The organism is Streptomyces diastatochromogenes (assembly GCF_002242805.1).
Lineage (GTDB): Bacteria > Actinomycetota > Actinomycetes > Streptomycetales > Streptomycetaceae > Streptomyces > Streptomyces diastatochromogenes.
The window spans coordinates 1-8,295 of sequence record NZ_MCGQ01000123.1 but is presented as its reverse complement, the minus strand read 5'-3'; the positions used below and the strand labels follow the sequence as shown (position 1 = coordinate 8,295).

7 protein-coding genes and 2 pseudogenes are annotated in these 8,295 nt (G+C 69.5%); 2 read left to right on the top strand and 7 right to left on the bottom strand.

Annotated elements, in window-relative coordinates; translation table 11 throughout:
* From BEK98_RS46825 to BEK98_RS46810, 3 genes are all read right to left on the bottom strand, one after another.
* Positions 1-465 (bottom strand): DUF5933 domain-containing protein (locus tag BEK98_RS46825; RefSeq protein WP_244202314.1); only part of this gene is annotated, 465 nt, incomplete at its 3' end.
* Positions 466-1,059: 594 nt separating this feature from the next.
* Positions 1,060-2,607, bottom strand: a complete 1,548-nt coding sequence (locus BEK98_RS46815) for an MFS transporter (protein WP_244202313.1) — start codon at positions 2,605-2,607, stop codon at positions 1,060-1,062.
* Complete coding sequence (locus BEK98_RS46810; RefSeq protein WP_094222906.1) at positions 2,604-3,473, bottom strand: SGNH/GDSL hydrolase family protein; 870 nt, start codon at positions 3,471-3,473, stop codon at positions 2,604-2,606. Before BEK98_RS46810 ends, BEK98_RS46815 begins: the two co-directional genes overlap by 4 nt.
* A gap of 55 nt (positions 3,474-3,528) precedes the next feature.
* Here BEK98_RS46810 and BEK98_RS46805 point away from each other — a divergent pair, with 55 nt between their 5' ends.
* Entirely contained in the window at positions 3,529-4,221 is a 693-nt protein-coding gene (locus BEK98_RS46805; protein WP_244202312.1) for a TetR/AcrR family transcriptional regulator, read from the top strand.
* 151 nt (positions 4,222-4,372) lie between these two features.
* Here the strand turns inward: BEK98_RS46805 and BEK98_RS48795 are convergent, their stop codons facing one another.
* From BEK98_RS48795 to BEK98_RS46790, 3 genes and pseudogenes are all read right to left on the bottom strand, one after another.
* Positions 4,373-4,567, bottom strand: a complete 195-nt coding sequence (locus tag BEK98_RS48795) for a hypothetical protein (protein WP_094222904.1) — start codon at positions 4,565-4,567, stop codon at positions 4,373-4,375.
* Positions 4,568-4,637: 70 nt separating this feature from the next.
* Positions 4,638-6,299, bottom strand: coding sequence for a hypothetical protein (locus tag BEK98_RS46795; RefSeq protein WP_143684276.1), 1,662 nt, complete (start codon positions 6,297-6,299; stop codon positions 4,638-4,640).
* Between the two features lie 101 nt (positions 6,300-6,400).
* Positions 6,401-6,691: pseudogene (locus tag BEK98_RS46790) on the bottom strand (transposase); the annotation flags it as partial.
* Positions 6,692-6,846: 155 nt separating this feature from the next.
* Between BEK98_RS46790 and BEK98_RS46785 the strand changes: the two are divergent.
* Complete coding sequence (locus tag BEK98_RS46785) at positions 6,847-7,842, top strand: GNAT family N-acetyltransferase (protein ID WP_244202315.1); 996 nt, start codon at positions 6,847-6,849, stop codon at positions 7,840-7,842.
* Positions 7,843-8,199: 357 nt separating this feature from the next.
* Here the strand turns inward: BEK98_RS46785 and BEK98_RS50670 are convergent.
* Positions 8,200-8,295, bottom strand: a pseudogene (locus tag BEK98_RS50670) (nuclear transport factor 2 family protein); the annotation flags it as partial.

The window sequence follows — 8,295 nt, the reverse complement described above, 5'->3', positions numbered from 1 at the left end:
CACCAGCAGCAGGCCCAGCCCGACGCCCTTCAACAACAGGACACGTTCCGGGCCGGTGCGGCGCGTGACAGCGATGACCGCATAGCCCAACATCACCCACAACGCGCCGTTGCCGAAGAAATGGCCGTCGGTCATGTCGGCGCCGACCGCCCACCGCACCAGTACGAAGACGACGTCGATACCGATCGCGACACCAGCCGCGATGAACCTTTGCCTCCAGGTGAGCACCACCATCATCAACGCCAAACCGGCGTACAGGGGGCCTGGCTTGGGAGCGAATATCACCTCTTTCGCCTGATTGGTCATCGGCCCCGATCCGGCGCCGCAGCGACGCGCGACGATCTCCAGCGTGATGAGGAGGCCGAGTGCCGCCAGACCCGCCGTGGCCCACAGTATCGACCGCGGTTGTCGCCGTGCGGTGAACGTAATTCTGCCTTTTATTCGCGAAAACACCTGCGATGCCATAAATGTCAACTGTCCGGCCGATTTATTTAGTTAACCAGGTCACTTTTGGTGCTGGATGGCATGGTCTTCCGGTGGAGGACGGTGGGGTGATCGTCGTTAGTTCGAACATGCTATCGGAGCGGTGGGCGGGTCGCTGGTCACGGGTGTCGCGAAGGTCAGTTGAGCCTGCGCGCGGTGGTCCGACGTCACGTGTTACCTGCCGGACAGCGCCGAGGTTCGTGAAGTGACGGTGCTGAGCAATGGACGCCGGCGCGAGTGAAGCCCCTGATCGGCCGGTTCTTCCGTGTCTCGTACACCGTGGAAACCGCAGGCCAAGCACGGCACAGTCCTCGTGGTCGTCGACCAGCCGGCCACGATAGGGGCTCTGCAACTGGCCGTCGCCAGCGACGTGTTCATCATCACGGACGCCGCCCGCGGCAGGCCGCACACCCTGCGGTCCCTCGACTTGTACGACGCCACCGTCGCCGAACTGGAGATGATCGTCGGAGTACGGCGGTTGCACCTGCCCAGATCCCGAGCGCGGTCCCGATGCGGCCGCGCGAAGGGACTCCGGCGCGTGTGCTCCGGCGAACACGTCCGCCCCCCGCGCGTGCCTCATCCCGTGCCGCCGCCGGTGCTCCGGCTCCTGGGGAGCAGGAGGACCAGGACGGTCGCTGCGACGGCGAGGGCGAAGGTGAACAGGGAGGACATCGCCAGTGCGTGCGCCGCCGCGTCTGTCACGCGGGGCGAGTCGCCTGGGACGCGGTGCGCGGAGGGGTGGAAGGAGCGGAAGAAGACGACGCCGATCCCGGCGACGCCGAGTGCGGCGCCGATCTGCTGGGCGGTGGAGAGGACTCCGGAGGCGATGCCCGCGTCGTCGGGGTCGATCCGCGTCAGGACGGCGTTGAGCGAGGGAGTGATGAGCAGCCCGCCGCCGAGGCTCTGCAGCATGAGCGTCGGGATCACCACTGCGGGCGTGAACGGGAGGCCGCCGGCCAGGACAAGCGCGGTCGACGCGTAGCCGGACGCGAGAGCCACCGCTCCAGCTTCGAGAACACGGCGGCCGTACTTCGGCACGAGCCTGCTCGCGACCAGGCTGAGGACGAAGAAGGTCACCGCCGCCGGGGTGTACACCAGCCCGGCTCCCAGGGCCGACATGCCGAGTCCGTCCTGGAGGGCGATCGACAGGACCAGGTAGTACGAGGTGATGACGGCGTAGAGGGTGAGGACAAGGACGATGCCGACGGAGAACGACCGTGTGGCGAAGAGGGACATCCTCACGAGGGGGTCACCGCCGCGCTCGGCGGTCCTGCGTTCGGTCCGGACGAAGAGAGCGAAGGCGAGGCCACTCGCGGCAAAGCAGGCCCAGGTCCACCAGGGCCAGCCTGCCTCCCGGCCCTGGATGAGCGGGAAAGCGAGCAGGAACAGCGCAGCGCTGAGGACGGCGACCCCGGGGAGGTCGAGCCTCCGGGCGCGCGCCACCCGGGATTCGGGCAGACGCCTGGCCGCGAGCAGGACGGTGCCGACGCCGACCGGGACGTTGATCCAGAACACCGGTCGCCAGCCGGAGCCGAACAGGTCGGCGCCGATCAGCAGTCCCCCGATGAGCTGGCCGCCGACGGTGGCGAGCCCGAGCACGACTCCGAGGAGGCCGAAGGCGCGGTGCCGGTCCTTCTCGCCGACCAGCACGGTGATGAGGGCGAAGACCTGAGGGAGCATCAACGCCGCCCCCAGACCCTCCACCAGACGCGCCACGATGAGGCCGCCCGCCGCCTGCGAGAGGGCGCAGCCGACCGATGCCAGCGTGAACAGCGTCATGCCGACGACGAACATGCGCTTGCGCCCGAACATGTCGCCGAGGCGTCCGCCGACGACGAGGAAGACGGCGTACGTGAGCTGATAGCCCGCCATGATCCACTGCAACTCGCCGCGGCTCGCGCCCAGGTCGACCTGGATCGCCGGTCCGGCGACGATCACGATGAAGGAGTCGAGGATCGCCATGAAGGCCCCGGCCATCGCGATGGCCACCGCCGGCCACGGCGTGCGGGCCGCGTTCGCGCCGGTGGCCGGACCGGCCGGCGGGCCGGTGGGCGACGACGCGGTGTGCGGCGGGGTGCGCGGAGCGGTGGTCCGGTTCCGGGCCGGCTCGCCGATGTCCTTCACGCTCTGTCTCCCCCGTTCGCGTTCCGGTCACATGGCTGCCGCGCGTCCAACACGCCCACGCCGGCCCCTCCTTGGCGCGCGCCGAGCACGCCCGGGCGGGCGCCTCCTTGCCGGGCGTCGAGCACGCCCGCGAGGGCTCTGACGTACTCGGCGGCCATCACGGCCTGGCCAGAGGATGCGAAGTGGATGCGGTCGGCGCTGAGCAGGTCCGGCCGGGAATTGACCGGGTGGTCCCACATGTCGACGAGCACCGCATCGTGGTCCGCGGCCAGTCGGCGGGTGAGGGCGTTGACCCGGCGCACCCTGTCCGGCCAGTCCGGGTACTTACGCACCACGAAGGCCCTGCCCAGCGTGAAGACGGTCACCCGGGCCCCCGTGCCTGCCGCGAGTTCGAACAGGCGCCTTAACTCCCGCTCGATGCCCGTGAAATCGGGTGCCGGGCAGATCAAGTCGTTGGCACCGCTGGGGACATGGACCAGGTCAGGGCGGAACGCGATCATCCGGTCCGCCTGCCTCGCCAGGGTGTCCGCGGTGGTTGCCCCGATCTCGGCCGTGTTCAGGTACGCGGTCGCGGGCCGCACGCGCCGCAGGACACCCTCGACGCGCCCGGCCCACCCCGAGGCACCGTACCCCGGACTCGGGTCTCCGGTCCCCGCCGAGAGGCTGTCGCCGATCACCGCGAACCGTTCCCAGGGCGCACCGGCGAGCAGGCCCGCGGCGCTCGTGGGCGAGAGACAGAAGGGGTCGGACTCCTCGGTGAGCGGGGCCCCCGGGGCATGGGTGGCCCCCAAGGATCCGGAGAGGTGGGAGAGCCGGGAGGGATCAGGTCCCCGGTCGCCTCGGGATGAGTTCTCTGTGGTGGTCATGAAGTAAACGTACGACCGGTCGTACGTTTACTGCAAGTGTGGCAGGATGGGGATCGTGAGCGAACTGACAGATGAGCGGTCGGGCACCGGCGCGGCCACGGAGTCGGTCCCGGGCACGGCACGGGCAACGGACGCGGCGGGTACGGCAGGTACGTCCGACCGGCGCCTCCTGCGCGGTGCGCAGACCCGGCAGACGATCGCCCGCCACGCTGCCGACGTGGCCTCCCTGGAAGGGCTGAGCGGGCTGAGTATCGGCCGGCTGGCCACCGACCTCGGGCTGAGCAAGAGCGGCGTCCAGACCCTGTTCGGGACGAAGGAGCGGCTGCAGGTCGCCGCCGCGGAATCCGCACGCGAGGCATTCCTCGACGCGGTGGTGCGCCCCGCCTCGTCCGCCCCCCGCGGCGCGGCCCGGCTCCGCGCCCTGACCGAGCACTGGATCGCCTACGCCGAGGCACCGCTGTTCCCCGGCGGCTGCTTCTGGGCCGCGAACCTCGCCGACTTCGACAGCCGCCCGGGAAAGGTCCGCGACACCCTGTCCGGCCACCACCGGGCCTGGCTCGACACCCTCTCCGGCGAACTGCGGGAGGCCGTAGGCGCCGAGGAGATCGCCGGCCTGGACGCCGAGCTCGCCGCGTTCCAGATCGACGCGGTGCTCACCGCCGCCAACATCGCCCTGCGTCTCGGCGCCGACGACGCAACGGCCAAGGCCCGGCGCGTGATCGACGGGTTCCTCGCGGCTCCACGCTGAACCGCCGCACTTCCCGCACCCCGCACGCACAAGGCCCGGGCCGAGCATCAACCCCCCGCCCGGGCCTCGTCGCCGTCCGCCGTGTTCAGGTGTCCTGCGCCGCTTCCTGGCGGGCGGCGGTGTCAGCCCGCACCTTGCTCCTCCGGCGCCTTCACCCAGGCTCTGCGGTCGGCTGCAAGCCGGCCTCCTCCTCCGTGACCGTCGCCGGCAGCTCCCGCAGCCGTGCCGCCTGCGACACGACAAGCCCGATCACCACAGCGACAGAGCCGTGCTTGACCAGCGCAAGCTGCTGGCCGGGCGGATCGAGGAACTGTTGGAGGGTCGCCCTGTTTCGAAGACAGCTCATGCGGTTACTGAGGACGACGGTTTGATGTCATCTCGTGACTGGTGCGCCAGCAGCAGAGAGACCTGTCATCTCAAGGCCGCACCAGGATTCGTGTGACCCCCGCGAACAGCGTCGTGGCCAGCGTCCAGCCACTGATGATCAGCACATAGGCCAGCACCTGACCGGACCCACTCGGGTTCCACGCGCCCGATTGACCGAGGCTCACCACCGGCACCAATAGGTCGAGCGTGTAGGCGACCGCGTTGAAATGCGGGCCACCCGTGCCCATGGGTGCAGGGCGGTGGGACGCGAAGTAGACCGATCCGGCGGCGAGCAGGCCCAACAACCACAGCCCCGCCAGCCACGGCCGATACCCGTACCCGACCGTTGCGTCCTGGAGAAAGCCCCACACTTTCGCCGGCACGCCCGCCGCCTCACGTCGCTGCCGCTGCTGAGCCAGCAGCACCCGCCGCGACTCGCCGTCACGCCCCACCGCGCGGTAGCGCGCGGCCAGTTGCTCATAAGGCTGGGGCTGATACGCGTCACGAGCCAGCCACTTCAGTCGTGTCCCGGCCGTCGGCAACGGCATCAGTTCGTCATAGACGAAGCCGTCCAAGCGCAGCTCGGCGGGCCAGGACGCGGCGTCGTCCTCGAACGTCGCAGTCCGTGCCCGCCGCAGGTCCAAGCTCTGCGCGGTGAATCCCTCGTTGCAGACCATCGCCCCCTCGACGCGCGCGCCGGAGGCGTCCAGCGTGCCCAGTCGCGCACCGCTCAGCGTCAGCGGCCCCATAACGCGGGCCGAGACCAGCCGGACCGCGCCCGAAGCCGTGAGGCCCGACAGGTTGACTCCGCCTTCGACCGAGATGTGGTCGCCGCGCAGCGCCGTTGCGCCGCGGTCGTCCACCAGGTCGGCGTCGGGCAGCATGAGCCCGCCCTTGATCGTGGCGCCGCTGAGGTCGACTCCGCCAGTGACGGTGAACCGATTCTTCGCTCGGGTGTTGCCACGGCGCGCGAAAATGCCGGTGTCGACGCTCAAGCCCTGCGCCAGCAGGGCGGGCGTGGGCGGGCGGTTGGGCTCCTCGTGGGTGATCCGGGCGCCGTCCAGGTGCAGGTAGCCGCCGATGCGCGCGCCGGGGAGCCGGAACTGTCCGTCGACGACGACGTCGTGGCAGTACATCGCGGTGTCGACGACGAGCAGGTCGCCGTTGACGGCGGTGCGCGGCGGTGTCCAGTCGGCGTGGGGGTCCGGTGGTTCGGGCAGGGGCGCGGTGATCGCGGTCCCACTGATTTCGATCTCGAAGACGCGTGCCGCGTAGAGGCTGAGCCGGTCGAGGCGGCAGCCCTCCATCTGAAACTCGCCGCGGATCTCGGCGCGGTTGGCCTCCAGCACGGTGAGGTAGCAGCCGCGCAGGCGCACGCTGCGAGTCTCGGCTTCGGCGAGGTCCAGACCGTCGTCGAAGCAGCACCGCTCGAAGTCGAGTGCGTAGGGAACTTGCATGTGGGCGAGCGCGAGTCGTCCAACGACACGGACGCCGGCCAGTCTGACGCCCGCGCCGCCACCGGCGTCAGGCCCGCTGCCGGTCAGCAGCGCGACGATCACCTCGGCGCGAATGTCGCGGGTGCTCGGCCAGGACGCCGCTTGGTCAGGGCCGTCGTCGGGTCCGGAGCGCAGGTCGACCAGGGCACCGGTGGGGAAAGCGTGCCAGAGCCGCTCCTCGGCGCTCGTCAGCGTGCTGATCTCCAAGCTGCTCACGGCATTTGAGCATCGCCGTGCTGGGTCGGCGGCGCAAGGGGATTGCCCGCTGTGTCCGGACGGTCGCGCGGGCAAGTCTCCGACGACGGCGTCCCGCGAAGTCATGGCGGTAGCGGCTTGAAGGCCAGGCCGATCTCCGCGACGAAGCCGTCGAGGACGGCGGGCCGGTACTGAAGGCGGTTGAGCCGGTTGCGAATCAGCGTCTCCAGCGCATTGATGGTGAGCGCGGCCAGGTTGGCGAGGGCGCGTTTTACGTGGGACCACACGCCCTCGACCGGGTTCAGGTCCGGGGCGTAGGCCGGGAGGAGCACGACGGTCAGCCAGGTCCGTGCGGCGATCATCTGTTTCATCGTCGCCGAGATGTGGGCATTCAGCCGGTCCCAGACCAGGAGCTCATCGGCAAGAACGGCTGCAGCCGGTCCCAGGCATCGTCCGTCAAGTCCCCCGAACGGTCATGCTGCGGAAGACGAGTTCTGCCGTCTGATCAGCACGGCCTACGCTTCCGTGATCGATGACACCGCATATCCAACGTAACGGGGGTTTTGGTGTGGACGTGAACAGCGGCAGCGGCCTTGCATCGTGGGAACGGTTGCCTGGCTACGTCTTCCGGCCGTATCGCGGCCACGACGACCATGCCGCGATGGCCGCTGTGCGGCTGGGCTGTGCACAGCGGGATCGGGCCGACGCCCGCTCGGTTGTGGAAGGAATCCCGACGGCAGCCGAGATCGCCGAAGCCTGCGCCAAGTTGGGCGACCCATCCGAGAACCAGGCCTTGGTGGAGCACGACGGTGGCGTCGTCGGCTACTCGACGATCAGGTGGTGGCAGGAGCGAGACGGGACGTGGCTGTACCTGCACCGCGGCTACCTGCTGCCCGAGCACCGCGGCCAGGGCATCGGCTCGGCCATGCTCAACTGGGCAGAAAGCCGTATCCGCTGGCTCGTGCAGCAGCACGGAACCGCACAGACGGCCGTGATCGGTGCGAACGCCATGGCCTCCGAACAGGAGGCAACGGCGCTGCTGCTCGAAACTGGATACCGGCGTGTCTTCAGCCTGGTAGAGCTGGAACTGGCCGATCTCCGACAGCCCTCCGACAGCAGGCCGTTGCCAGCCGGTATCCGAGTCGGTGCCGTCGATCCGAGCAGCTACCGCGCGGCCTGGAAGACGGTCGTCGATTCGTATGCGGATGCCGCCTTCACCCAGAGGTGGACGTTCGATAGCTTCCTCGCCACAGCCGACCCAACCTGCTGGCGGGCTGCTTGGGATGGGGAAAGTATGGCCGGGGTCGCCTTGTGCTCCATCCGTCGGCACGACCCCGCTGTGGGCGAAGTCGAAGAATTGAGCGTCCGGGCAGAGTCAAGGCGTCTGGGCCTTGGGCGGGCCCTGCTGCTGGACGGGTTGCGGTGTCTTCACGAGCACGGTGCGGAGACCGCCCGGTTGTACACCGGCACCGCGAATCCGCACCGGTCCTACGACCTCTACGAGAGCGTAGGGTTCCGGCGCCAGAATGAGCACGGCCGCTACCGCAAACCGATCGCTGTCTGATCCGACAGAGATAGCTCGGCAGCACCCTGACAGTGCGGATTGCCGAAGACTGAGCCCGGATTGATCGGCCGCACAGGTCCTAGGCCCTGCTCTGCCTCGCCAGGCGCCAGGCCGATGCCCTCTTCGCGATGCTCCGCGACGGCCCCTTGCAAAGGACCCGCGTCGAACGCCCCCGGACGCAATGCAAGTACGACGGCGTATGGCGCACCTGGGAAGGGATCCTGCGGGTCCACTTGGCCTTCGCGGGCCCGGGCCGCCATGGGCGATCAGGCGGCGGCCGCCTACCGCGGTGAAGCAGACTGACGCCCCGCAGGGGACATCGAGCCGAGCCTCATCGAACGTCCCCCGGGCGAAGGTTCACGCCTCCGGGAGCCGGTCGAGGAAGCCGAGGACGGAGGTGATCCGGCCGTCCTCGGCCAGGGTGATCACGTCCGAGCCGGCGACCGGCGCCGA

Bases quoted from the DNA above. Each gene is read 5' to 3' on its own strand.
- BEK98_RS48795 (WP_094222904.1), bottom strand. From the start codon at position 4,567: ATGAGCTGTCTTCGAAACAGGGCGACCCTCCAACAGTTCCTCGATCCG.
- BEK98_RS46810 (WP_094222906.1), bottom strand. From the start codon at position 3,473: ATGACCACCACAGAGAACTCATCCCGAGGCGACCGGGGACCTGATCCC.